Here is a 25,417-nt window from a genome sequence, read left to right as displayed (position 1 = left end):
GCACAAGAAGGAGCTGTGCCCGTTTTCCGGGTTCAGCTCCTTTTAAGTTCAAGCTGTCAGTATTCAGGCAGCTTGTACACCGGCCATAAGATCCGCCTGAACAACTTCCGGCCCCAATACGCAAATACGGTTGTTCCGGTCCATGAACTGCGTTTATTCTCAAGATACTGATCACTGATAATATAAGTCCGGGTGGAGGCAGGGCTCTTCAGACCCAGCCGTTCCCACTCGGCCGGATCGTTGGATCCTCCAAGCCTGGCAAGCATCAATGCCGACTCTCTGTTGACTGCGGCCGGGATCTGTTCATAAGCCCGGGTAATTTGCAGATGAAATTCATCGGCCGGATTGCGGCTGGCAATGCCCTCCAGGTGGATGCTTTCGCGAAGGTAAGAAACATAGGCCAGATGTTCTGCCCAGAGCTCGTCGATATAGAACAGACGCACCCGCTGCTCCGCAGGGCTCATCGGCTGTCTGCCATTCAGAATCCGAAGCCGCTCCGCGTACAGGATCCGTCTCTGGTCCTCCACCATATCCGAATAACAATTCAGTTCTTTATGAAGCTCTAAATTCTGGCTCATTGCAACACGCTGTATATGCGCGATCCGGCCGCGCAGTGCAGGCTCATCGAGCGCTTCTTTCTGCCAGGGGGCACGAAAGATCTTATTGAAGCCGAACTGGAGCATTAGATCGTCCTCCAGACTTACATATATTACAGAAGCACCCGGGTCGCCCTGACGGCCGGATCGCCCGCGCAGCTGATGGTCGATCCGCACGCTTTCGTTCACATGCGTACCAATGACGTATAATCCGCCAAGCCGTGCGACAGCTTCGGCCTGCACCGGGTCACCGCCGCCTAAGCGGATATCAACACCGCGGCCCGCCATATTCGTTGACACTGTTACAGCACCATATATCCCGGCTTTGGCAATAATTTCGGCTTCTTCTGCATCATTCTTCGCATTCAGAACGTGGCAGGGCACACCGGCATCCGCCAGCGCTTGCGCCAGCTGATCAGACTCCTCAACGCTTGCTGTGCCAATGAGGACCGGACGGCCCGCTGCATGGACGGATGAGATCTCCTGTACAAGTGCTTTAAGCTTGGCTTCTTTGTGGCTGTAAATCCGGTACGGGTGATCTATCCGTATGTTCGGCCGGCACGGCGGAATCTGCACCACCTGCAGTGCATAGATATCTTCAAATTCTGTTGCAGAAGCATAAGCCGTGGCTGTCATTCCGCAAATTCCCGGGTACAGGCTGATAAAGTGCTGCAGCGTGATCGTCCCGAGGATTTTCCCGCCGGTATAGGAATGCAGCCCTTCCTTGGCTGCAAGTGCGGCTTGCAGCCTGTCCGGCAAATATCTGTTATCCGCCACACGCCCGGTATATTCTTCGATCAGCTCGATTTTGCCGTCACGGACGATGTAGTCAATGTCTTTGTGCAATAACGCTTCCGCATGCAGCGCACAGTTGAGGGACGATAATAATTGACTGTTATGCATTTCGTACAAATTGCCGCAGCCCAGGATGGATTCCGCCTGTGCAGCACCTGCTTCATTCAGATATATATTCCGCTGGAATTCGTCGAAGTCGTAATGCTCCAACTGCTGCAGCTGCCGGGCTACCTCAGCATACAGCAAGCTGTCATGATTAACAGTACCCGGCTCCCCGCTGATGACCAGCGGCACCCGTGCTTCGTCGAGCAGCAGTGAATCAGCCTCATCGACGATGACATAATGGAAAGGGCGGTGCACGGTGTCCGCTTCGTTGAGGGCAATGGTATCCCGCAAGTAATCGAATCCGGCTTCTTTGGCAGTAACATAAGTAATGTCGCTTGCATAAGCCTCCCGTTTCGCGGGCAGGCTCATGCCTGCCTGGACAAAGCCGGCCGTTAATCCGAGAAACCGGTAGACCGGACCCATCCACTCGGCATCACGCCTCGCCAAATAATCATTAAATGTCAGCACATGAACGCTTTCACCGGCCAGCGCATTCAGATAGGCAGGCATAACTGCAGAGAGTGTTTTGCCTTCACCGGTCTGCTGCTCAATTAAGTGCCGCTCATGCAGGGCGATACCTGCTATGATCTGAACATCGTAAGGACACAGTCCGAGCGTTCTCTTCGCTGCTTCACAGACTAACGCATAAGCATCAGCCAGCAGTTCATTCAGCGGTATGCCTGACTGGGCCTGCTGCTGCAGCCGCCGGGATTCCGTCTGGAGCTGCGCATCCGTCCAAGCTTCCAAATTCCGTTGCCGGATCAGTCTCACTTTATCCTGATAGATGTTCAGCTTATTCTGATTATCGTAATTTTGGAATCTATGGATCAGGTTCGTGGCTAGTTTCATCGGACTTTGCTCTCCCCTCACTGGTCATGTTGGGAAAGATTGTAACTGCTTTGCAGCCAAAAGTAAATGAACTACCGCATTTCACTGATGCTCGTTCACCTATTGTACACTTAGCAGCTGATCAAGAATATCCGCGCGGATCATAGTCAGCTCCGGGTCCTTCAGGGACCTGCTGCGCTGCGGGGTGTTAAGCCCGATCCGCTTTACAATCCTGCCCGGATGCCGGGCCAGAATGACAATCTCATCGCCCAGCAGCAGCGCCTCATCAATATCATGGGTTACAAAAACTACAGCACATAGCTTACGCTCCCAGAGCATAATCAGCTTCTTGACCAGATCAAACCGCAGATGGTAATCGAGGGAATGAAACGGCTCATCCATCAGCAGCACATTGCCGCCATGATAGAATGCCCGGGCAATCGAGCAGCGCTGGCGCATCCCGCCAGACAACTGATGGGGATAATGATCACCATAAGCGGAGAGACCGACATCTTCCAGGAATCCGGCAATTTCCGCTGCTGCGCCTGCTTCATTTTCCTTAACAAAACCGATATTCTCACTCACTGTAAACCACGGAAGTAAACAATCCTCCTGAAACACATAGGAAAGCTTCAGCCCCGGCCCCGTTATAACCCCGCCGGTATCCGCAGCTTCGGACTGAGACAGGATATTCAGAACCGTTGATTTTCCGGCGCCGGAGGGACCTAGAATACAGGTGATTTTAGGCGCTTCCACCGTAAGGCTGATTTTCTCCAGGATACGGATCCCGGAATAACTTTTGGATACCTCTTGCAGTGTTATAAGCATTGGTCTCATCCTTATTTATTCAAGTGAGCGGGCAGACCTGCTCTGCTGCGGAACAGATAGATAATGCACGCTTTGATCACATTCCAGAAGACAGCCATAAATAGCGCCAGGGCAAACACCCGGTCCGTCTCCAGATTCGTCCGGGCATCGGACAATAGGCTGCCAATTCCGTCGGTGGAGGTAAGCAGCTCAGCCATCACCGCCAGCTTCCAGCCCAGTCCGGCTGCTGTTATCATACCTGACTTCAGGTGGCTCGTTAGGGAAGGCAGAATAATATGGCGCATGACCTTCCTGCGCGGCACATGGTACACCCGGGCCATCCGCAGCAGTTTTCCGTCAATGGAGGCAAAGCCCTCATACAGATTCACAACGAGAACAGGTGTAGTAGATAAAACGATTATGAAAATAGACGGAACATCCGTCAGCCCGAACCAAATGATGGCGATACCCAGCCAGGCAATCGGAGGGATGGACTGCATCATGTCAATGACAGGCTCGAGGAACGGCTTCCAGCTCCGGCGGATTCCAATCAACAGACCCAGACTGCCGCCCAGCAGCAGCACGATAACCATGCCTGCGAGCAATTTGTAGAGGGTCCGGCAGACAGCATAATAGAATTCCGGGTCCGCAAAATAGTGCAAAAAAGTACGGAGCGTAGCAAGCGGCCCGGGCAGAACAAACGGGTCCATCTGCATGGCGGCAAATTGCCACAGCAGGCAGAGAATCAGCAGGGAGACGGCTTTCTTGCTAAGGCTGATAATAGAACTGTTCATCGGGGAGCTTGCCTCCAATGCTGTCCTTGCTATAGTCCATCAGCGTCTGGTAATACGTTGTCAGAACCTCTCTGCTGTCCGAAGCGGAAGCGAAGTCCAGTGCCATATGCGGGATGGCCTGTTCAACCACAGCTGCATCAAGCTTGAAGTACTTGTTAGCCAGCTCCGCGGCTTCTTTGGGATTGTCGAGCGTCCATTGCAGCGCCTTCTGATACTCCTCCTGGAACCGGGCAACCAGCTCGGGCTGGCTGGCAATGACAGATTGCTTAGTGGCAAGACCTGCATTAGGCAGATCTGTGCTTAATCCGGTAACCTGCTGCCATTCCTTTTTATAATCGACGATGGAGCGTACCTGATCATTTTTCATCTGAATAGCGGTGATTTGCGGCTGGATGCTGACGATGGTAGAGGCTTTGCCGGACAATAACAGCTGGGCTCCCTCCGCAAGCTGAGTATACTGCAGCGTAACATCTTTTCCAGGCTCAAGCCCGTTCTGCTTCAAAAAAGTCTGGGTAATATAATCAACCGGCGAGGATTTCATCGGCACATAGAGCGTCGTACCCTTGAGGTCCGCCCAGCCCTGGACTGCAGGATCTGTTGTGACCATGCCCATTACTGACCAGGTGTTGACGTTCATCAGGGAAAGATCCATACCCTTGTTATACATCACCACAGCATTGTTCAGCGGCAGGGCCAGGAAGCTGACCTGCTTATCGTTAGCCAGCGCAGTAAGCGTGTCAATGGACTCCCAGACCTGGAAATCTACTGTGACAGAATCGCCGAGTGCCTTGGACTCAATCATTCTCAGAATCGGCAGGGAAGGCGGAGAGGGCGGTCCTGCGACCTTAATGCTCATCTCTTCCAGCGGAGCGGCCGTAGGAGCAGCGGCGGGTTCAGCGGACGGTTGTTCCTTCTGCTGGGTACAGGCGCTTAGAATAAAGGATAGACTGAATAGAAGGCTGAAGATAATAGAATATGCAGATTTGCGTTTCATATCAAAGTCCCTTTCAGAAGATAGTTTGGTAGTGAAGGGCAGGAGCTGCCCCTTGCTGATCAGCTGTGCTGTAAATTCAACCGTAGCCCCCTTACTTTCTATAATGATAATGATAATCAATATCATTTAAGCCAGTATAGCAGAGTATGTATGCTGGCTCCGTTGCTATGGCAACAGAAGGCAAAATTAATGAACGGGGTAAAATAAATAGGCCCGCGTGTGCCGCGGGCCTTGTCTAATTAATAGAGCTGTGTGATTCATCTTCGAAACTATACTATATTTTCTTGGCTCATGGTGTTGCTGTTAAGCTGTCTACAACAAATTGAAGCTGGGCCTCCAGTGATACAGGGTCACTGAACACAAAGCCGCGGCTGTTCTCGCGGTAAACATGATTATTCTTGACAGCAGGGAGGTTATCCCAGAGGCTGCCTTCAAAAATTGAAGCGGCATTCTCATCACCTGTCCAGCCGCTGATAAAGATATAGTCTCCTGCATATTGCGGCAGCAGCTCAAGCGACAGCTTGGTCCAGCCCTGGCCGCTGTCAATCGCTTCCTTCTGAATAATCGGCGGGGCTTTCAGCCCGAACTCGCCATAAATAATATCTCCGCCTCTGCCAAAGCTGCCGTAGGCATAAAATTCCTTAGCGCTTCCTGAATCAAAGATTGATACCGTCCGGTCACCTACCGCCTGCTCCACGAGTGGTTTGTATTTGGCGATTTTTGCATCCCACTCAGCGATCCAGGCCTTTGCCTGCTCTTCTCTTCCGGTCATTTTCCCGAAATCCGTTAATTGCTCGCGTAAAGGTATTCCGTATTCTACAGCTACCGTTGGAGCAATTTTAGACAGCTTTTCAATCGTTTCCGGATCATTCCACACAACAATTAAATCCGGCTGAAGCCCGATAATCTGCTCGTAGGGCACATCATTGCCGATATTAACCACATCATCCAGCTTTCCTTCTGTATAGCTGTTAAAGGATTCGTCGCCGGTTCCGACAGGCTTCAGGCCAAGCGCCAGTAAATGCCCGGTGAACGCTCCGGCTACCATTACGATTCTCTGAGGATTCTTGGGAATCTGCACATCACCATTAACTGCTGAATAAGTTACCAGCTCCGGGCCGGCTGTTATATTTCCAGGCGCTGTGTTGCCTGTATTACTCTCAGTTCCTACAGCCGGGTTTGATGCAGTTCCGGTAGTTGTTCCTCCATTGATATTCCCGGGTCTGGAGCATGCGCTGAGCAGCAGCGTCAGGCACAGCAGTAAAGTAACGGCTAAAGGCAATTTACTTCTATACATCGGTAGTTCTCCTTTTTGGCTATATTGATAATGATTATCATCTCTGATATCAATATAATGACGAAGCCTGAGCGGAACAATGGAGGATCGGTGCCTGTTAATAGGACGATGAGAACCTGCCGCTGGTTGTCCGGACGCCTCTTTGAATTGCTTCGGTGTGACACCGGTAACCTTTTTGAACATTCTGATGAAATAGGATACGTCTGCATATCCGACACTTACCGCAATTTCCTGCAGGGTCAGATCAGACTGTTGCAGGAGCCTGCCGGCATTGTCCATTCTGATGCTGATTAAATAATCGATAATGCTCTTGCCGGTTTCGCGCCGGAAATGCTTGGACAGATAGGGGACACTGTAGTGAAATATGCCTGCAAGTGCTTCCCTGGTCACCGGCTCGGCATAATGCTCCTGCATATAGCGTATAATTTGGGAAGCAAGATTAGGCCTGGCAATGCTGACCTGTTGTTGATCCATCTGCCGGAGCAGCTCATATACAAACTGATAGAACAATGTTTTGACATGAAGCTGTTGTAATCGTTCCTGTATCCTCCATTCATTCTGCATCCGCTCAGCTAGCTCGTAGAGGATCGCCGGATGGAGCGGGACAAAACCGTACTGGTGGTGAAAGGGCAGCTGCTGGTCCGAATACCGGGGGGAATGCCGCCCTGTAGCCAGGGGGAGGGAGGCCTTATAGAAAATCAGGTAATAGTGAAAGGAGTCGCCTGTTAAGCTGATTTCAAGGCAGGTTCCCTTACCCCCGTGAAGCATGTAGAACCGCCCCGCATGGTGCTCCTTTCCATCCAGGCTTACTGTTGCACTGCCATGGGTAACATATAGAAACGCGCTGGAAGGGAGCAGGTAGGGCCGCGCTTTCGTACCGGTCTGAATGCGGATATGCCGTACATCCATGACCTTGAGTGTTGCACAGTTCCAGATCAGTATGTGCTCTTGCACATTCACATTTGTTATCAATGAAATAGTCTCTTCCTTCCATATGCTGTTCAAATCAGCCTTATAATGATGAGGTTACCAGATTATTTTGCTGCTTCGTATACAGTATTATAACATCTGTGCCGGGCGGAGAGCTCTCGTAACCTGATGCAGCTGGTGGCAAGTAGGCCGGGACAACATAAAAAGCCCGCGCCGGGCGCGGGGTCTTCATGCTTAATTAGCAGCTGCTGATTCTAGAAATAGGGTGCCGGTGCTGCCGGTGCTAACCGCAGCTCATGTTCATTGGTCAAATTATACGTAAGCGCATTATGGCGCAATTCCAGGTAAAGCTCAGCCTTTGTGGCATTGATATAAGGCTGGACAAATAATACACCGATCCCGAGTGCCAGCAGGCCAAGCAGAATCCAGCCCAGGAAACTCAAATCAAGCACAAACATCCGGAACTTATGACCTCTGGTCATTTCCTTGCTTAATTCTACGGCCCGGTTATATCCGATGTTCGGGTTATCCGAAAGTATGTAAGGGACTTGACTGTACGCATAGGCTTTGACGATTCCGGGAATGATCAGCAGCAGGAACCATAAGAAATTCAAAAAACCTCTCCAGAGCATAGTGAGAACAATAGACCAATACCGGTCCTTATTAAATGAATAGCCTACATTGCCCATCCGGACTTCGCCCTCGGCGGATCGCTTGAAATAGTGCATTGCCCCTACTGTAAGAGGTGATCCGATCAGAATATAGAAGGCAATACTAATGATCACGATAATACTGACTATGAATAATGCGATTACTAGAAAAGGTCCTAATATACCCCAATCTATGTCTGCGGTGTAGCTGGACAGCTCTGAACGACCTGACGATTCCCATGTACGGTTTAAGCTGGGAATCCCCGCGCCTTCTCCAAGAATAACCAGAAGCAAACTCACCACAAAAGCCTTCCAATACGATGTGCGTAGTACATTTTTCGCCCTTCGCTTTAGTTCTGAACGATCCCACATGAAATAACCTCTCCCTTGGTAGCATTATGTTCTTCGTCTTACAATAGATACCATAGTTTATGCCATAAGACAAATAATTAATTACAAGAAGGATGACTTCAATGGATCGTTTATCGAAACGTAATCTAATCCTGTTCAGTTTTGCAGTACTCGCTAGTGGATGGATGGGTGTGCTTCTGGACCGTGTACTTAAGGATCAGCCCGAGGGAGATACGCTGGGCATGGGCTTATGGCTGATCTTACCGCTGCTGGCAGTTCTTTTGCTGCGTTCTTTTGCAGGAGACGGCTGGAAGGATACAGGAATTCGTCCCCGGTTAAGAGGCAACCTGAGGTGGTATCTGGCCGCTCTGTTTGCTTTTCCGCTTGTTACTGTGAGCGTGTTATTAATAGGCTGTCTGCTGGGTTGGATTGATATGTCTAACTACCGGACAATGCCTTCCTTCACAGGTGTGTTTCTCGGTTTGCTGCTCGGGCAATTTATAAAAAATATATTTGAGGAAGCGGTATGGCGCGGGTATTTGACTTCAAAGCTTGTACAGCTGCGGCTTAAGGATTGGCTGGTTTACGGAATTTCCGGTTTCATCTGGGGAGGCTGGCACATTCCGTACTATTTGGTGTTCCTGCCTTCCTCAGATTTATATACTGTCCTGCCCGTCGATAAGGTAACCTTTGCTGCGGTGGCAATTGTGAATATGATTTGCTGGTCAGTCCTGTTTGTCGAACTATTCAGAGTTACGGGATCTATCTGGCCGTGTATTATAATGCACTCAGTGGAAGATGCTCTAATTAATCCTCTTGTGATTGACGGATACATAATGGTTGCTCCGGGAAAAGAATGGCTGATATCCCCCATTGCGGGTATACTGACAAGTTTACTGTACGTGGGGGCTGGCTTGATGGTTCGCTTCATAAGAACACGGCAGGCACTCTCTTAATGTACCTTTATTTGCCTGAAAGCGGGCCACTCTTAGATGCTCTATAATACTTCCCATTGACTTTTACTGCTATGGATTCGTCCGTATCTTCACCAATAATCTTGTGTAACGAACTCCCCACGGGGACATCATTGGAATCCCCGTTATTTACCGGCATTGGGCTTGAGATTTGTCCGATCCGGCCGATCTCTTCACCAACATCCTGATCCTCTACAATTGTGCTGGATAATCCATATACAATATTGTTCATCGCGACTGCACTCGGATAACTGGTGGAGCTTTCATTAGAACATCCTGTTATAAAAGATATAATCAGCGTCAGCAAAAATAGTCTGTTCATTTCATCCCTCCTGTAGTCTTACGATACGCCGGTAGACCAGGCAATCCAGCAGGTCCGTCCAATCGAGCTCACTTTCGTAAGGATCGCGGAAAGCGGTGGCGGTCGGCAAATAGCCGATATGTATGCCGAGCCCGCCGTGCAGATTGCAGCCGCCGTCACCGCCTTTACCGGTCATGCCGCCGGGTGTTAGGACCAGCTCTTTTTTGTAGGGATCGCCGGGGAAACAGAGGCCGAACGCGTTCGGCAGTTCCAGACTGTACGGGCGTGAATCTTTGATCTCAGAGCGGACATGTACATGTCTTAAGCGCATGGACTCGTCAATATTGTCGCCCCACGGAAATAGAGTACGGGTACCTGCGCCGTACAGATATTCCCATTCGTCTTCGTCCGGCAAATCGAAACCCGCCGGTAGCTCCGCCTCGCACCATTCTTCAAATGTCCCGCTGCCGTCGAACAGAAATAAGACCACCTGCCCGCCATCCCGTTCCAGCCGGTAAGATTGAGAGACTTCCAGACTGCTGTGCGGGGCATGACGAAACTGTTCAATCTCTTCGATCAGCTCCGCATCTTCCTGCGGGTCCAGCTTCTCGAGCGGCAGTTCATACCAGCCTGCCGCAACGGGGTGGCGCTGCACGAGCATCGGGCTAACGACGGCTTCGCGGACAGGGGACATCTGTGCATGCGGGTGAACCTCCGGTTCCTCACGGCCCAGTGTGACCGTATCACCCGGTATAAACACGAATTCGCTGTTTTCAAAGGTGAATACACCCGTCTCCAAGGTTTGCCTGTAGCGTGCAAATGTCTCCATCCGCAGCCATCTGAAGCCTGCCGGCAGCTGTGTAAGCAGTTCTTGCATCGCGTCCTTTTTCTCGTCCGTTGTCAATGTCTCCCATGAGGCGCGGTTCCATGCTTGCATAATGAAGTCTCCTTTCGTAAGCCGGAATGGGCTGTGTTTACTTACAGTTATTGTAACGGACAGGGCTGACTGCGTGCAATCCGGCAGAGGGGCTGGGAACTCCATAAACCCGGTATGCTGATTTTTATGGCTTTGTCCGATTCTATGCTGGCACTGCTGAATTATCCATCTTATTGCAAGTGTGGTATTGTGTTAACCAGCTGAAAGTGGCACACTAAGTAAAGATACTAGCAAACGCGGCAAAGCATGCCCCGTCTTCTCTTCCAACTGGAAGGAGGCGGGGTTTTGTGCATTCTGACACCAATTTCAATGTAGAGCGAGGGATGTAAATGGGTTTTGATAGTGAGCATGATCAATGGTTATGTAGTCATCTTAAAAGAAGAAGGGGAGAGCGGCTGGATGCGCTAAAACGTGGACATGGCTACGGGAACCGCTTGTTTGCCGAACAAGTGTGGTGGCCGCTGGCCGGTCATTTTCAGGGACTTCATCCGGAATATGAAGTTAAGGACTGGCGCGGCAGATCTTATTTCGTCGATATCCTGTGGGAGGTGGGCGCCTCGCGTATCGCATTTGAAATTATGGATTTTGGCTCGCATGGCACGGACCGGAGCAAGTACAGGATGGATTTGAACCGCGGACTTTTTCTACAGTCACAAGACTGTACGGTGCTCTATATTTCGCTGGATGAGCTGAAGGATAACCCTTCTTTCATCCTCTCTGCGCTGCGGAACATCCTGTCTCCTTATTTGTCAGCAGGCATAACCGTGAATAGAAGCGCTGATAGATCCTATTCAAAAATTGAACGTGATTTGATGCGGTTAGCCATCCGTCATCATCGTGTGATTCGCCCGGCTGATGCCGCGAGAGAACTGGAACTGCATATTACTACTGTCATTAAATACTGCCGGTTGCTGGCGGATAAAGGGAAATTCCGTCCTGTGGCCAGAGGGGCATCCGGGCGAATTATTTATTATGAGTATATCGGTTCGCTCCAAAGCCCAGATTTGGTTTGATATGCGGAAAACCGAATACATTGTGCAGCTGCGGGGGTATCCGGGCCAAATGTATGCGGAAAACCGAATACATTGTGCAGCTGCGGGGGTATCCGGGCCAAATGTATGCGGAAAACCGAATACAATGTGCAGCTGCGGGGGGACCCGGGCCAAATGTATGCGGAAAACCGAATACAATGTGCAGCTGCGGGGGTATCCGGGCCAAATGTATGCGGAAAACCGAATACATTGTGCAGCTGCGGGCGCAATCCCGGCACGAAGAACCCGCACCAGATGCGGGTTCTTTATTTTGATGTAACAATAATTCGCCAGCCGGCTCACTCGACCTTAAACAGCTGCAGCTCTTCCTCCAGCTTTTGCGAAATCTCGCTTAATTGTCTGGATAACTCCGCTATCTGCAGGGTGCTGTCCAATTGTTCCTGGGTATTGGCACTAACCTGCTGTGTGGAGGCAGAATTCTCCTCTGTAGTGGAAGAAATGATTTCGATGGCCTGTAAAATATCATCCTTATGCTTGTGGATAATGGAGGTGTTGTTGCTGATCTGAGTCATCCTCACTTTTAATGCCCCCAGGTCTTGGTTCAGTTTTATGAAAACTTCATGCGCTGTTTTTACGGATTTGGCATTTTCCTCAGCAATCTTAAGGCCATTGTTAGTGTGTTCTACCGAAATTATGGTTTTCTCTTCTATGCTGCTTACTTTTGTGTAGATTTCCTGAGTGGCCCGTGCCGTCTGCTCAGCAAGCTTGCGTACCTCTCCGGCAACGACGGCAAACCCTCTGCCATGTTCACCTGCACGTGCAGCTTCTATAGAAGCATTCAGCGCCAAAAGGTTGGTCTGGGTAGCAATTTGATTAACGGTCCCCACGATGCCCGTAATCTCATTACGGCTCTGATCAATCGCTTCTATTATCGAGGACACCGCTTGGGTGGATTGGTGATTGTCTTCTGCTGCTTTAGATAACTGTTCAACCAAAGCAAGACCCGATTCGCTCAGCTGTGCAGAAATTTGTGCCATCGATTCTACGGCCTGCGCATCACTGGTAATTTCGTTGATCTGGCTCGACAATGCACCGGTTTTGTGCAGAATACTCTCTGCTTCAGCTGACTGATAATTTGTAGCGTTCGCAATTTCATTGATTGCCGTTGCTGTTTCATTCATGGTTACCGCCGTTTTTGCAGATATAGCCTGGAGGTTACCGGAAGATTGCGTAAGAACCTGGGTAGTATTACTGATCACCTGAATCATGCCTTGAATCTTCTGGACCATGGCGGAAATACCTTGGGCAATTTGCCCGATTTCGTTGCCGGAATGTTCACTCAGCTGAACCGTCAAATCCCCGTTTTCAATCTGCTTAATTGCGCTAAGCAGTCTTGGTATGGATCGTAGCAGGTAACGGAGTGTGATGTAACAGATGAGTACCAGCAGAAGCGCTGCTGCAGCAAATCCGCCGACTGTAATCTTCGTAAAAGACTGTAACTCGCTAAGCGCCTCTTGCTGAGTAATAGTCAGGCCGACAGACCAGCCGGTATCCTTACTGGTAGCATAACCGATATAACGGGGTTCCCCATTATCATGAATCAGCTGTACGCCGCTGTCGCCGTTGACCATTTTTTTGCCGATTGTACCGAGATCCCCTGGAATCTCATTGATTTTTTCATGTAGGACTTTCGCCTGGTCCGGGTGATACAGAATATCCCCTGAGCGGGTAGCCAGAATGGAATAACCCGTACTTCCCAAGGAGTAGCTCTGCATAATAGCCGGGATGTCATTAAAAGCAATGTCTGCAGCGATAAAGCCGATCAGCTGATTGCTGTTATTTTTGATAGGATAGAAAATTCCCATGAGCATAGTGCCGGTGTTAACATCGGCGTAAGGCTCGGAATAATACAAACCGTCAGCCTCAGAGGCTGGCTTGAAGTAGGGGCGTGACTGGATATCAAAATCAGGCTTGGAGCCGACACCGTCATTTTGGAGAAAATAGCCCTTGCCGGATATGCCTGCGATCCAGGCATCGGCAAAGGACGGCTCTGCTTTTACAATTTCTGCAAGCGTTGCTATAGTAGCCGCCGCAAAAGGTGAAGTAGTCACTTGGCCGGCAGTTGTACTCTCAATATATTGCCTGAAAATACTGTTCGTGGACATTTGTTTGACGAGTGAGCCTTTCTCTTTAAATAACGCATCAAATTGGCTGACAATACCCTGTGTTTTGGTCGCAAGCAAATTTTCCTGCTGGGTAACGAGAATACTCCGGGTGTTAGAATAGATGAAGGTACCAAGAACCGAGAAGACGACCAGAATGATGACTAGCAGTACGAGGGCCAAGGTGTTGGCAATGCTGGATGAACGTATTGACCGTTTTTTGATTAGCTGTGACATAGGTCATCTCCCGAATATATATTTGAGCGCAGGCTCTAAGATAATATGTCGGAAATTTGACGGTGTTATTTTAGAATAAGAATAGCCGTTTTGCGTTCTCCTGATGAATATTCAACCGGCTATCGTTACGATTACAATCTTTTACGGTTATATATGAAAGTTTTTGTTAGAATAGAGGAACTGCAGGAATTTACTCAACTAAAGGAGAGGTATTATTGTTAAGAAAAGGATTTACCCTTGTGTTCTCGGTACTATTACTTTTGTCGGGTAGTATCACAGCATTTGCAGAACAGAAAGTTAACGGTGAAACAGGCGAAGCAACGCCTTCCGGGATAACGCTGTCCGGCTTGGCGGCTTTTGTCGACGATTACGTAAAAGAGTACATAGGACAAGATTCGGTGGGCGCGTCCGTTGTTATGGTGAAGGATGGCCAGGTAGTTCTGTCCAAGGGCTACGGCTACGCCGATGTGGAGCAGCAGATTCCTGTTTCGCCGGACACGGTAATGGAGTGGGGCTCGATCAGCAAACTTACAGTATGGACAGCCGTCATGCAGTTAGAAGAACAAGGTAAAATTGATCTGAATGAAGATATCCGCAAGCTGCTGCCGGATAATTTCCTGACCAAGCTGAAATATGATGATCCTATAACCATGCTCAATCTGATGAACCATAATGCCGGATTTGAAGAGTATATGTTCGACATGGCCTATCAATCTCCTGAGGAAGTGCGGCCCTTGGAAGAGGGACTGCAGCTTGCCCAGCCCGCACAGCTATACAGACCTGGCGAGGTTGTGGCCTATTCGAATTATGGCAACTCACTGGCTGCGTATATTGTAGAGAGAATCAGCGGCCAGCCTTATTATGAATACGTTCAGCAGCATATTTTTGATCCCCTGGACATGAAGAATTCCATTGCATACTCTGTCGTGGAGGACCGCCCGGAGCTGTTGGAGCATAAAGCTAAGGGTTACTTCCTGGAAGGGAAAGGTTCCTTTACTCAAGGATCATGGAATTATATGTCCATGTACCCGAACGGCGGTAATAACGGCACTGCGGAGGATCTGGCTAAGTTTGCGATGGCATTCATGCCGGCAGCCGGAGAGCAGTCCCCTCTGTTCAAGAAGCCGGAGACGCTGGAGACGATGCTGAGCCAGAGCTATACCTCCGCTGAAGGCATGCCGGGCATTGCACATGGATTCTGGGAATATCCCGGAGTGCACCGGACGCTTGGCCACGGCGGGAATACCATTGCCTTTGCCACCAATCTGCAAATCGTGCCTGAAGACCGGTTTGCGATTGTGATTATGACCAATCAGGCAAGTGAATCCCATATTGTTCATGGCCTGACTAAAGCGATAGTAGGTACACGTGAGCAGACAAATATTGCAGATCTGCCGGAGGTATCAGAGGTTCAAGGTAAATTCATGGCCGCGCGGCGTCCGGGGCATGGGTTCATGAATCTGTTCCCTTACCTTACACTGATGAAGCTTGAACCCCAGGGAGGAGATCAGCTCCGGGTAACACTTGCAGGCATGACGGGCAACTATAGGCAGGTTCAGCCTTACCTCTATGAGAAGGTGAGCGGAGACTCGGCGCTTGATGCCTGGCCCATGCTGTATGCCAAGGTGAGTGCCGGTAAGGTAGAGGCGGTTTCGGTGTATACGACTGATTATTTGCCGCTGCCTGCCAGTAAATCAATGCCGGTGCTGCTCATATGTGCCGGATTAGCGGTTTTGGCCGTCGCCTATTTTATTATCGCGCCGTTTGTATTGCTGGTGCTGGCAATTCTCAACAAGCGGCGAGCCGGAACACGCCGTGCATCACGTAAACTGGCTGCTGGCCTGACCTTAACGGGTACCGGCATTATAGTGAATAATCTGGTTCTGGCCTTGAGGATGCTCAGCAACAATGAACGTGCCTATGCTGAAGTGTATCCGCAGATTATGGTTAACTATGGTCTGACAGGGCTGGCTGTAGTGTTCCTGGCCGCACTGCTGATTTCCTGGAAGAAGAACGGGTCTGCTGCAATTGCACGTACCAAGTATGGAATAATTCTGCCAGCGGGAATGATGGTTATCCTGGTCAGCCAGCTTGTATTCTGGCAATTCTATAGCTAGGCAGGCAATTTACAATATGATTACATAGAATCCATCCTAGCTGTCAAATGTGGGACCTCTAAGTACAGGAACAAGCAAACGCGGCAAAGAATGCCCCGTCTCCACTGTTATGAGGCTGAAGTGCACCCTTTAGAATCGACATTTGGAATAAACCCCTCGTTTATCCGATGAATTCTAGGGTGCATTTTTTATGTCAGTAATTAAGCGAAAGAGTCTAAAGCGGTTAATGTATCCGTCCATCCCGGCATTAAATTTCATCCCGATTGTTGGGTTCCAAGTCTACAATGTTCGGCAAGTGCTCTGATCTCTGAGCTCATTCTTGGATGAACCGGATATATTTCTTCGAGGTAATTCAGCAGATGAATCGCGGATTCCGGGATTCTGTCATACCCTTGCAGCATACTGCCTAACACTATTGCAAATTGGGGGAATCTTTGTTCAACTCTTCTTTCATTCCCAAAGGCATCCGGAAAATAAGGCATCTCCGGCTCCAATAAGTGTAGTACAGAAAGTAATCCGTCAATCGGATAGCTTTCGATAAATCTTAAAGCAGATAATTTCTCGCCTCTGGCGTATCTGCCAAGCCCGACATAGAGGTTGGTCAGCGCTTCCCCTACGACATAATCGATGGAGGAGGACTTGATGGAGGGGATGGCCGCCTGGCCTGTAGCAATCCTGTTATTCATGTAAGCTGGGTGCTTCCAGACTATCCTGCCGCCAGTATATAGGACGCTGTCAAGCTCTGACTCCTCGAATACCGCAAACTCTCCGTAAATCCCATCCTCGAACATTACTTTATAGCCGAAATCATAATTTTTGAAAGAGTAAGCTAAGAGACAGGTATCCTCAAGCCAATCCAGTTGGTCAATAAAACTCTGTTTAGTACCGGGAGTTACAATTACATAAAAGTCGAGATCTGAATAGTCATCTATGCGCTCAGTCTCGGTTCCAACAGAGCCAAGCCCAATCAAAGCCAGTACATTTCCTGTTCCTTCAAGTGTTTTGCCAATCTCATCGAGTCTTTGTAACAGTAATTGTTTTTTGGTCATCATCATCCGCCTCCTGATAAGTAAAATGCAAAAGGGCTCAACCGCGCTTAATAGCGAGGTTGAACCCTTAGGTTGCATTGCCTTTATATTACATAAATAGTAGCATAGCGTATCGATCATGGTCAAGATAAGAAAATCAGCGGCAGATTAGCCCTGCCCTAGCTGATCGTAGGTGATCAGGACATCTTCTGTTCGTAAGAATCCTCCGCTTCAAGTTTGTATTCTGGCAATTCTACAGCTAAGCAGGCAATGCAGATTATACCACTTATTACCTGGCCCTTCATCCCTTGATAATAATATAATGGGGCAAATATGATTACATAGAAAAAGAGGGATAGGTGTATGAAATCGTTACAACGTTTCAGGTTTATTGCTGCCATACTGCTGCTTTTGCTAACCGTGCAGGTGCTGGCTCCGGGCCGTTCGGCGGCCGCAGGGAAGGTCATTGAACAGCTGCCGGAGCCGGAATGGAGCTACACTCTGCCGGAGGGAATCACCTTTTGGGGCACAATCGACAGCTTACAGAGCAAGGGGCGGATGTTTATTCCGCTGGTTAAGACAGTTACTGTTTCGGCAACCCAGAAGAAGTCTTCCGGTATGCTGTACGCATCCGTCGATCGTGTGAATGGCTCTGCGAATTGGGTATATGACTATTCCGACATGGCTAATGACAAGCCGTTTACTGCTCATCACTTCTATACTACGAGTAGCGGCTACAGCTATTTTTACAAAAATAGAGGGGGAGTTCCCTATGATCTCACCGCAGTCGATCCGAACGGTAAATTGAAATGGACAAAATATATAACCGGGTCTTACTCGCCGGTAGTGCTCGACAATGGGAATATTGTTATCCGTACCTTAGTAAACATGAATAAGGCTTCTCTTGATATTACCGAATACAATCAGGAAGGGAAGCAGCTCCGCAAGCTTAAGTTGACGAATAAATGGGCCAAGGGTTGGTTAGAGGTGTTTCCTAACGGCTACATTGCGCATACGATTACCAATGATAAAGATAATATCAGCAGCATTAGCGTATACCGGGGCCTGGGGGCCCTGACAACACCGCTGGCTACCTATACCGTTCCCCAATCGCTAATTAACCCGTATCTTGTAGTGAAGCCGCTTAGCGGAGGGTCTTTTCTGATTCAAATGGACAGCACGAACAGCCGGGTGTTAATCGGGTATGATGCGAACGGCAAGAAGAAATGGGTACGGACGCTTAACAAGGGCGATCAGATCGATACAACAGGGAACAATTATTTGGTACGGAATGACAATGTGTACCGTCTGTACAGCAAGGATAATCAGTTGCTCGGCAAGCAGCAGATTGGTGAAACCGGCGACAATGACTGGAATTTCCGGATAACACCTTCGGGTGAGATCACTGTAGAGAATCAGTATCAATGGCAGGAGCGTCCGGCTGATATCGATCCGGAGACTTTTGAAGGGGATCGGGCCAGGGAGGATTTCTATGTGCTGGATCCGGGGAATCTGCAGATTAAACATCATCTCTCCACCTTATGGCTCGACTATGAGGCAGGGCATAATTACATTTATGCCGGAAACGGCGAGCTTTACCTTACGAGGGGCTACGCTCCTAAAACCATAAGCAAATACTTGCTGAAATAGCATCACTAAATACAGGGACAAGCAAAAGCGGCAAAGAAAACCCCGTCTTCACTTCCACTAGGAAGGAGACGGGGTTTTGTATGTTCAGAGACTAATTGTAAAGCCGTATGCTATAGGCAGAAGCCAAGAATGGCTTTGATAAGTTAAGAATGTCTTACTATAAAAGCATTACATTTAAAGTAAAATATAAACAGACCATATATTTACATAAATACCATATCGAATCCTGGGGAGGCGATTGGAATTCATTACAGCCCGGCTGGTCCGGACAGGCAGTTGGATACACCTTGTTTGCATGCCGGGAACGCATCGCGAATTCTATATGGAACAGAGGAGGTAATATTTTATGAAAAAAGGACTTATGCGCCTTACGCTGGCAGGGGCAATGCTGCTGTCCGCCAGTACCGGCCTCACGCCTGCAGCTTCAGCCGAAGCTTCCGATATCAAATCTGGAAACCCTATATTCACCAGTATGTTTACCGCTGATCCTTCTGCGCATGTGTGGGCGGACGGACGCATTTATGTGTATCCGTCACATGATATTTTCCCTTCCAGAGGCAGTGATTTAATGGATAAATATCATGTCTTCTCGTCGGATAATATGGTCGATTGGGTGGATGAAGGAGAGATTCTGAGCGCTGACGATGTGTCATGGGGACGTCCGGAGGGAGGTTTCATGTGGGCACCTGATGCTGCTTACAAGGATGGAACATATTATTTCTATTTCCCTCATCCCAGTGAATCCAATTGGAACAATTCCTGGAAAATCGGGGTGGCCACAAGCAATAAACCTGACGCGGATTTTACCGTTCAAGGCTATATAACAGGACTGCCCGGCAGCAATCTCATCGATCCGGCCGTTTTCCGCGACGATGATGGAAGTTATTATCTGTATGCCGGCGGCGGCGGAACCAGCTATGGCGTCAAGCTGGGCAGTGACATGATGTCGGTAACCGGGCAGGTTAAGCAGTTCACGGAGCTGCAGGATTTCCATGAGGCCTCATGGGTGTTCAAGCGTAACGGCCTGTATTACCTGATGTATTCGGATAATCATTCGGGCGGCAATCAGCTGCGGTATGCAACCAGCAGCAGTCCGCTTGGGCCCTGGACCAACCGCGGCGTCATCCTGGACCCGGTGAACAGCAGTGAAACGTCGCACGGATCGGTCGTAGAATATAAGGGGAACTGGTATATGTTGTATCATAACGCCGCAATCTCCGCTAACGGGACACTGCGCTCGGTCTGTGTGGATAAGCTGAATTTCAATCCGGATGGAACGGTTCAGAAGGTCATTCAAACCACGGAAGGCGTTCCTGCGGTGGGGCCGCGTTCCCCTGCTACAGAGATCAAGTACTACGATTTGATCAATGAGAATTATGATAAATACACTCAGCAATCGCAATATACGATGAATGACAATAATGTATCCTTCGGTGGAGGGGCAAGCCGCGCAGGCGGAATTATTGAGAATATGCATACCCAAGGCTCCTATACCCAGTTGAATAACATCAATGGAGGTGCGGGCGGTAAGGCGCTTCTGACCGTGCTCTACGCTTCCGCTGAGAGCGGGGCGGCCTTTAAGGTGGATGCCAGCGGAGATCCGTCAGGGGACGGTTATTATCTTTCTTTGCCCGGCACAGGCGGCTGGGGCAATTACAGCGGCCGGACCAGCCGGCTGATCGATTTGAATCCTGGTGCGGGCAACAGCATTAAGCTGAACGGCGGCATGGGAGGGGCTAATATATCCGGCATCATTATATCGCGGATCCCTGAAGCGCTCCAGGATACGGAATATCCGATGAGCGGCAGCAACGTTTCTGTGGGGGGCGGGGCCACACGGTCGGGCGGAATCGTTGAGAACCTGCATATACCAGGCGCCTACACCGAGCTGACTGGCATTAACGGCGGTGCAGGCGGCCAGGCGACAATTACCGTAATTTACGCTTCTGCGGACAGCCAGGCAACCTTTAGATTGAACAGCAGCGGCGACACTACCGGGAGCGGGTATTCACTTACCCTGCCCGGGACAGGCGGCTGGACCAATTATACGGGACGTGCCAGCCAGTCGATCCGCTTGAATCCAGGCACGAATAACGTAATTAAACTAAGCGGCGGTAATGGCGGGGCGAATGTATCCCGCATCATAGTATCGCTGAATCCTTGATGCGGGTAATCAGAGCAGGGCCCCTGGATATATGGGGGGCCCTGTTCCAGGTGATTGGTAGCTACCGCATTCCCTTCATAGCTGATCCAGTCACTCCAGCTTCCCGCATAGAGCTTCACATTTCTGAATCCGGCCATCGTAAGCACCAGCACATTCAGGCGAGCGCTTACGCCGGAGCTCAGCCTAATCCATCTGCAATTTCAGTGAGTTGAATATGTTGTGAAGTATTCTTTTACCGCCTGCCCCAAAAAAGATATAATTTCGTTAATGCTCCATTCCAGATAGAAAAGGTGAATCACGCTATGAATCCATTTATGAGAAAAGTCAATGTTCCTTACGTCAAATTCCGCAAAGCCAACACCCTCAGAAATGACTCGACCCAGCATGATTGGCAGCACTGGGCGGGCTACCGGGATCAGATTCAGCAGGTTCTGGAGCAAACGCTGGAACATAACCGCTGCGGGCGCGGGCATATTTTACTGCTCGGAGCCGGGAACGGAAACGATGTGCCCATTTCGTATATCGAGTCTATATTTGAACGGATTACGATCGTCGATATCGATGAAAAAGCGCTGGACCGCTTTCTGGCCAAGTCGGCACACCCGGAGAAATACGAACGGGCAATCGTTGATCTGACCGGAGTAGGAACGGAAGTGTCTTCACCGGATGACTTGAAAGCAAAGGTTGACGAATTGCGGCCAAACGTGGATTTCTCGCCGCTGCAGCCTCCTTTTGACGTGGTCATGAATTTATGCTTCACGACGCAGCTCATCTCCGCCTTTTTTTACCGGAAGAAAAACAAGGTTGCCCATACACCGGAATTCAGCGCTCAGCTGGATCGGCTGCTTGAACGGATTCATATCAACATCTTTCAATCTTTGCAGGGCCTCCTGGCACCGGACGGGGTGATTGTCCATTTAACCGATACTCTGCTGCTGCAGCGCATATCAGCAACCGGCTACACCAGCCCGGCTGCTGTTAAGACTCTGGAGCTGACGGGAGGAAATCTCCGGGAAAACTTGGACCTGATATACGGGCATCTGCCGGAGATGGCGCAACAAGGCTTGTGCTTGCCGGGGGCATTTGTCCACGTTCATCCGCAAATTATGCGGCTCTATAAAGTTGAATTAAGATTTTCGCTGCTGTGGGAGTTCGTCCATGATGAATACGAAGACAGGGATTACTTTGTGAGCGCTCATGTGCTGACCAAGCTGTAGCGGAAGGTAGCCGGAGTGGCCTTTAGCCGGGACTGACGAATGGGGGCGGAACCTGGAGGAGGAGGTTTGGCTCTCCGAAAAATTCTGCATGGGCTTAACTCCAGCTCAAAGAGCCCGCGTTCAGCGCGGGCTCTCCGTAGTTACTCTTCCCCTGTAGCCACCAAATTCTCTTCATACGAAATCCAGTCGCTCCAGCTCCCCGCATACAGCCGCACTTTCTTGAATCCGGCCTTCTCCAGCGCCAGCACATTCGGGCAGGCGGTTACGCCAGAGCCGCAGTAAACGATGACCTCGCGGTCTTTATCGAGTCCGGCAAAATGCTCCTGTAGTTCTTCGGCGCTCTTGTAGCTGCCGTCTGCATTTTGCGTACCTTTCCAGAAGTAGTTAAGCGCGCCGGGGATATGGCCGGCTTTCTTGTCCACCGTCTCGTTCTGGCCGTGGTAGCGGTCGTTGGCGCGCGAGTCGATCAGGACAGGCAGGGCGGAGAGGGAAGCAGTGGAGTCACTGTTAACCATTTCAGCCTTAGTCGCAACGGTCTTTTCCGACACCGCCTGAACCTCATCAACCCCCGCCAGCATCTGCGGCCGTACATTTGCAGTGAAGGTGCTCGGTACCCGTATCGGCTGGTGATCCGTCACCGGATATTTCTCTGCTTTCCAGGTGCTGAAGCTGTCTTCCAGAATGAAAACCTGCTCATGCCCGAGGTAGCGCAGCAGCCACCACAGCCGGGCCGCGTTCATGCCGCTCTCGTCGTCATAGGCAACAATGCGTGTATCGTTGCTGATCCCCAGCTTGGAGAGGCGGGCCGCAAGTACCTCTGGGTCAGGGAGGGGATGGCGTCCGCCATGTTCACCTACCGGTGAGGACAGATCCAGCTCCAGATCCAGATAGACCGCTCCGGGAATATGTTCATGCTTATAGCTCTCCCGGCCGGCCTCCGGTTTGCCGAGTGTAAACCGGCAGTCTACTATCGTCTGCTCCGATTCATAGAGTCTGGCCAGCAGCCAGCGTTTGGAAACGGTCGTGTCCATAAGTATCCCATCCTTTATATCATTCATTATGAAATTCATTATAGCGGAAAAATCACTGCTCCGCAGAATAGGCATCTATTCAAGCTAATGCTGCTCAGTGAACTGGGCTTCAACGGTTGGAGTTGCTGGCGGCAGGGCCATACCCTGCTTCCAGATCAGGATGGGGTTATCATCCTTAGGCCCATAGTAGACGGCTTTAATCCGGGTAGAAGGGTCCGTCCGGTTAGCATTTAAAATCTCAAGATCGATGGTGTCATACCGGTTGCCGAGCCCGAGCTCCGCGAATTTCCGTGATTTAAACACTGGCCGTACAGGAGTAATATAGAAGATTCCGTCGTTTTCCATTTTTCCGTTGATTTGATTCACCTCGTAGCCGTCGGTTACTTTTACATGATAAGCAATCTTCCCGTTCTGGAGCAGGCTTACTTCGGTAATATCGATTGCGCTGGAGGGGACTTCGGTAATATTCCAGCGGAACAGACCGGCGTAGCCGAGAATAAGAACCGCACATACGGCTGTAGCCAGGAGCAGGCCTTTGACGAAGGAAAGCACTCTGGAGCGGTGAAAGTAGCCCTGAAAGCTGGAGAGACCCGCAACTTCCTCTTTATTTCTGGCAATCCTCTCAAAAGGTAGGCTGCTGCTCTGCTGCAGCTTCCGCAGTGCGGAGGAGCAACGGCTGCAGGTGGCTAAATGGGCCCCGACGGCTTCCTTAGTCGCTGCACTGCACACCTCATCATGATATAACGGCAGTAGATCCTCAACAACCTCACAGGACAGTTTGTTCATTGGCCTTCCTCCATTAATAAGTCTTGTATGCTGTTTCTTGCGCGGTGATAGGTAACCCTGGCCCAGCTCTCCGTTCTGCCAAACACCTCGCTGATATGGGCAAAGGACAGTTCTCCGAATACCCTCAGCGTGAAGACTTCCTTGTAGGGCTCCTTCAGACTGTGCAGCAGTTTATGAATCCGCAAGGCCTCCGTCTTGTCGATTAGCTTTTGCTCGAGCATGAGGCTGCCTGCCTGCGGATAGTCTTGCGGTTCACCGGGTTCCCGGCGTCTTTGCTTATCCATATAAGTGAAGTAGCTGTTTTTCGCGATTTGACAGAGCCAGACACTGATTTTACAATTGCCTTTGAACTGGTTAATACTCTTCACTGCTTTGACAAACGTTTCCTGCGTGATTTCCTCGGCAATCTGTGTGTTTCTGCTTAGGGACAACGCAAATAAATACACATCCTGAAAATATTGCTCGTAGATTTGCTCTACCTCGGCCACATGTTCACCACCTTACATAGATAAGACCCGGCTGCGGGAACTTCGTTACATAATTTGCGCCAATTATAATGAGAAAGGGACATTAACCTATGAATACTATTGTAAGCCGGTTCTGGCCGGAGTGGAACGGAACATTGACCAAACGGAGCGGAGGCTGGAATAACACCACTTACTTCGTGGAACAAGATGACCGCCGTGCGGTTCTGCGAATCTATGATACACATAAGGATCAGGAGAAAATCAGGTTTGAGCATGCGGTGCTGCAGCAGCTTGCGCTGCAGGATCTTCCGTTTATGATTCCGGTGCCGGTTCCAGTGGTTACGGGAGATACATTAGTCCGGCTGGAGGAGCGGGAGGGGAAATTCGCCTGTATGTTCCGCTATATTGCGGGGGATTCGCCTGCGGAGCAGGACCCGGGCTTCTATGAGTCATTCGGAGATGCAGCTGGGAGCCTAACAGCGGCGCTGGCTGATGTTGATCCCGGTCTGCCAGCGGTATACCGCCCGTATTATGAACTGTCAACCAATTACCCGTTATGCAGCCGTGAGGCGGTTGCAGGACTTTATTCGAATCCGCCGGAAGGTCTTGAAGGCTTGTTGCCGGAGCTTAAGGTACTCGTTGAGGCGTATGAGGGAATTGCGGGATCACTGGAACAGCTGGAGAGACTGCCGCATCAGCTGGTGCATGGTGATCTGAATGCTTCCAATCTGCTCGTGAGTGCGCAGGATGGAGCGAAGGTTACTGCACTGCTGGATTTCGAATTCTGTACCCGGGATGTGCGGGCGATGGAGGCCGCAGTGATCCTGTCCGGGATGCTCTGTCATGCGGAAGAGGAGCGGATCATCCGTGATTTCTGGCGGGGATACAGCCGGACCATCACACTCTCTACTGAGGAAATCGCAGCAATCCCCGTGCTGATTCTACTGCGGAAGGTCGATGTATTCCTCCATTTCCTTACCCGTTACCTCGAAGGCACGGATGAAGTAAATGTGCTGCAGGAGCAGATAGTCCTGCTTGCAGCAGATATTGTTCAGATGTCCGGTGAAGCCGGAGGGGAAAGGCAAGGCGGGGTGTTACGGTAGAGGTGCCGAACATAAAATTGGCATAGCAAATGACATGCAAACTGACAACAGCTGTGCATGTCATTTTTCCTTTTGCAACACTTGAATTGGCGTCAGCTTTGATG

General features: G+C 50.1%; 20 protein-coding genes and 1 pseudogene. 7 read left to right on the top strand and 14 right to left on the bottom strand.

Annotation, left to right across the window (positions count from 1 at the left end; genetic code table 11):
• Positions 1–56 precede the first annotated feature (56 nt).
• From LOS79_RS09965 to LOS79_RS09940, 6 genes are all read right to left on the bottom strand, one after another.
• On the bottom strand, positions 57–2,345 hold the full coding sequence (locus LOS79_RS09965; protein ID WP_315418853.1) for a preprotein translocase subunit SecA: 2,289 nt from the start codon (positions 2,343–2,345) through the stop codon (positions 57–59).
• A gap of 99 nt (positions 2,346–2,444) precedes the next feature.
• A complete protein-coding gene (locus LOS79_RS09960) occupies positions 2,445–3,152 on the bottom strand; it encodes an ABC transporter ATP-binding protein (protein ID WP_315418850.1) in 708 nt (235 codons plus the stop codon).
• Between the two features lie 11 nt (positions 3,153–3,163).
• Positions 3,164–3,925 carry an ABC transporter permease gene (locus LOS79_RS09955; RefSeq protein WP_315418848.1) on the bottom strand — a complete coding sequence of 254 codons (762 nt, stop codon included), beginning with the start codon at positions 3,923–3,925 and terminating at the stop codon, positions 3,164–3,166.
• Entirely contained in the window at positions 3,900–5,039 is a 1,140-nt protein-coding gene (locus tag LOS79_RS09950) for an ABC transporter substrate-binding protein (protein ID WP_315418846.1), read from the bottom strand. Before LOS79_RS09950 ends, LOS79_RS09955 begins: the two co-directional genes overlap by 26 nt.
• Before the next feature lie 169 nt (positions 5,040–5,208).
• Positions 5,209–7,170, bottom strand: a complete 1,962-nt coding sequence (locus LOS79_RS09945) for an AraC family transcriptional regulator (RefSeq protein WP_315418844.1) — start codon at positions 7,168–7,170, stop codon at positions 5,209–5,211.
• Between the two features lie 230 nt (positions 7,171–7,400).
• Positions 7,401–8,096 carry a DUF975 family protein gene (locus LOS79_RS09940; RefSeq protein WP_315418842.1) on the bottom strand — a complete coding sequence of 232 codons (696 nt, stop codon included), beginning with the start codon at positions 8,094–8,096 and terminating at the stop codon, positions 7,401–7,403.
• Between the two features lie 173 nt (positions 8,097–8,269).
• On the opposite strand from LOS79_RS09940, the gene LOS79_RS09935 reads away from it, so the two are divergent.
• Positions 8,270–9,103: a CPBP family intramembrane glutamic endopeptidase gene (locus tag LOS79_RS09935; protein ID WP_315418840.1), complete on the top strand. Its 834-nt coding sequence runs from the start codon at positions 8,270–8,272 to the stop codon at positions 9,101–9,103.
• A gap of 7 nt (positions 9,104–9,110) precedes the next feature.
• Here LOS79_RS09935 and LOS79_RS09930 read toward each other — a convergent pair whose 3' ends face one another.
• Both LOS79_RS09930 and LOS79_RS09925 read right to left on the bottom strand, forming a co-directional pair.
• Entirely contained in the window at positions 9,111–9,443 is a 333-nt protein-coding gene (locus tag LOS79_RS09930; protein ID WP_315418837.1) for a hypothetical protein, read from the bottom strand.
• Between the two features lies 1 nt (position 9,444).
• On the bottom strand, positions 9,445–10,359 hold the full coding sequence (locus LOS79_RS09925; protein WP_315418834.1) for an SUMF1/EgtB/PvdO family nonheme iron enzyme: 915 nt from the start codon (positions 10,357–10,359) through the stop codon (positions 9,445–9,447).
• A 329-nt stretch (positions 10,360–10,688) separates the two neighbouring features.
• On the opposite strand from LOS79_RS09925, the gene LOS79_RS09920 reads away from it, so the two are divergent.
• Positions 10,689–11,372 (top strand): hypothetical protein, encoded by a 684-nt coding sequence (locus LOS79_RS09920; RefSeq protein WP_315418832.1) that lies wholly within the window; start codon positions 10,689–10,691, stop codon positions 11,370–11,372.
• A gap of 317 nt (positions 11,373–11,689) precedes the next feature.
• Here the strand turns inward: LOS79_RS09920 and LOS79_RS09915 are convergent, their stop codons facing one another.
• Entirely contained in the window at positions 11,690–13,750 is a 2,061-nt protein-coding gene (locus tag LOS79_RS09915; RefSeq protein WP_315418830.1) for a methyl-accepting chemotaxis protein, read from the bottom strand.
• A gap of 260 nt (positions 13,751–14,010) precedes the next feature.
• Between LOS79_RS09915 and LOS79_RS09910 the strand changes: the two genes are divergently transcribed.
• The gene (locus tag LOS79_RS09910) at positions 14,011–15,867 is read left to right on the top strand and encodes a serine hydrolase domain-containing protein (RefSeq protein WP_315418828.1); all 1,857 of its coding nucleotides are present in this window, start codon (positions 14,011–14,013) and stop codon (positions 15,865–15,867) included.
• A 254-nt stretch (positions 15,868–16,121) separates the two neighbouring features.
• Here the strand turns inward: LOS79_RS09910 and LOS79_RS09905 are convergent, their stop codons facing one another.
• Positions 16,122–16,922 (bottom strand): hypothetical protein, encoded by an 801-nt coding sequence (locus LOS79_RS09905; protein ID WP_315418825.1) that lies wholly within the window; start codon positions 16,920–16,922, stop codon positions 16,122–16,124.
• Between the two features lie 336 nt (positions 16,923–17,258).
• On the opposite strand from LOS79_RS09905, the gene LOS79_RS09900 reads away from it, so the two are divergent.
• Complete coding sequence (locus tag LOS79_RS09900) at positions 17,259–18,545, top strand: hypothetical protein (RefSeq protein ID WP_315418822.1); 1,287 nt, start codon at positions 17,259–17,261, stop codon at positions 18,543–18,545.
• A 346-nt stretch (positions 18,546–18,891) separates the two neighbouring features.
• Complete coding sequence (locus tag LOS79_RS09895) at positions 18,892–20,709, top strand: family 43 glycosylhydrolase (protein ID WP_315418819.1); 1,818 nt, start codon at positions 18,892–18,894, stop codon at positions 20,707–20,709.
• Positions 20,710–20,765: 56 nt separating this feature from the next.
• Here the strand turns inward: LOS79_RS09895 and LOS79_RS09890 are convergent.
• A pseudogene (locus LOS79_RS09890) lies at positions 20,766–20,885 on the bottom strand (sulfurtransferase); the annotation flags it as partial.
• Between the two features lie 138 nt (positions 20,886–21,023).
• Between LOS79_RS09890 and LOS79_RS09885 the strand changes: the two are divergent.
• Positions 21,024–21,926 carry a hypothetical protein gene (locus LOS79_RS09885; protein WP_315418817.1) on the top strand — a complete coding sequence of 301 codons (903 nt, stop codon included), beginning with the start codon at positions 21,024–21,026 and terminating at the stop codon, positions 21,924–21,926.
• 140 nt (positions 21,927–22,066) lie between these two features.
• Here the strand turns inward: LOS79_RS09885 and LOS79_RS09880 are convergent, their stop codons facing one another.
• The 3 genes from LOS79_RS09880 to LOS79_RS09870 form a co-directional block, all read right to left on the bottom strand.
• Complete coding sequence (locus tag LOS79_RS09880; protein WP_315418814.1) at positions 22,067–22,957, bottom strand: sulfurtransferase; 891 nt, start codon at positions 22,955–22,957, stop codon at positions 22,067–22,069.
• Positions 22,958–23,041: 84 nt separating this feature from the next.
• The gene (locus tag LOS79_RS09875) at positions 23,042–23,743 is read right to left on the bottom strand and encodes a zf-HC2 domain-containing protein (protein ID WP_315418811.1); all 702 of its coding nucleotides are present in this window, start codon (positions 23,741–23,743) and stop codon (positions 23,042–23,044) included.
• Positions 23,740–24,231 carry an RNA polymerase sigma factor gene (locus LOS79_RS09870; protein ID WP_315418808.1) on the bottom strand — a complete coding sequence of 164 codons (492 nt, stop codon included), beginning with the start codon at positions 24,229–24,231 and terminating at the stop codon, positions 23,740–23,742. Before LOS79_RS09870 ends, LOS79_RS09875 begins: the two co-directional genes overlap by 4 nt.
• Positions 24,232–24,320: 89 nt before the next feature.
• On the opposite strand from LOS79_RS09870, the gene LOS79_RS09865 reads away from it, so the two are divergent.
• The gene (locus tag LOS79_RS09865; protein ID WP_315418806.1) at positions 24,321–25,313 is read left to right on the top strand and encodes a phosphotransferase enzyme family protein; all 993 of its coding nucleotides are present in this window, start codon (positions 24,321–24,323) and stop codon (positions 25,311–25,313) included.
• Positions 25,314–25,417 lie beyond the last annotated feature (104 nt).

Source organism: Paenibacillus sp. MMS20-IR301 (genome assembly GCF_032302195.1).
Classification (GTDB): Bacteria; Bacillota; Bacilli; order Paenibacillales; family Paenibacillaceae; genus Paenibacillus_AQ.
The sequence above is the reverse complement of the archived record's forward strand: the minus strand, read 5'-3'. Positions and strand labels throughout refer to the sequence as shown.